This is a genomic window from Pseudoalteromonas sp. SG41-5 (genome assembly GCF_014164495.1).
Taxonomy (GTDB): domain Bacteria; phylum Pseudomonadota; class Gammaproteobacteria; order Enterobacterales; family Alteromonadaceae; genus Pseudoalteromonas; species Pseudoalteromonas rhizosphaerae.
Genome location: NZ_JACJFH010000341.1, coordinates 1 through 227 on the forward strand (window position 1 = coordinate 1; position 227 = coordinate 227).

Annotated in this window: 1 pseudogene; it reads left to right on the forward strand. The window is 38.8% G+C overall.

The features are described from left to right. Window positions 1-63 precede the first annotated feature (63 nt). Window positions 64-227 (forward strand): annotated as a pseudogene (locus tag H5232_RS24575) (DUF600 domain-containing protein); the annotation flags it as partial.

The window sequence follows — 227 nt, forward strand, 5'->3', positions numbered from 1 at the left end:
TAAATCTATCGTCGTACTCATTGAGCAATAATTAACTTATATAGAAAACGCTAAGGACAGCACATGCGACCTGAAATAAAAAACATCCCCCAACAACTTGGACAATACTTGTACCAGCAAATAAATGAGCCGTGGCTTGAGGCTCAGCTTATTTTAGATTGCGAAGATGAAAACCAACTTGAATGCAAGGCTCACTATCAAACAGAAGATGATGAAAACGAACAGCC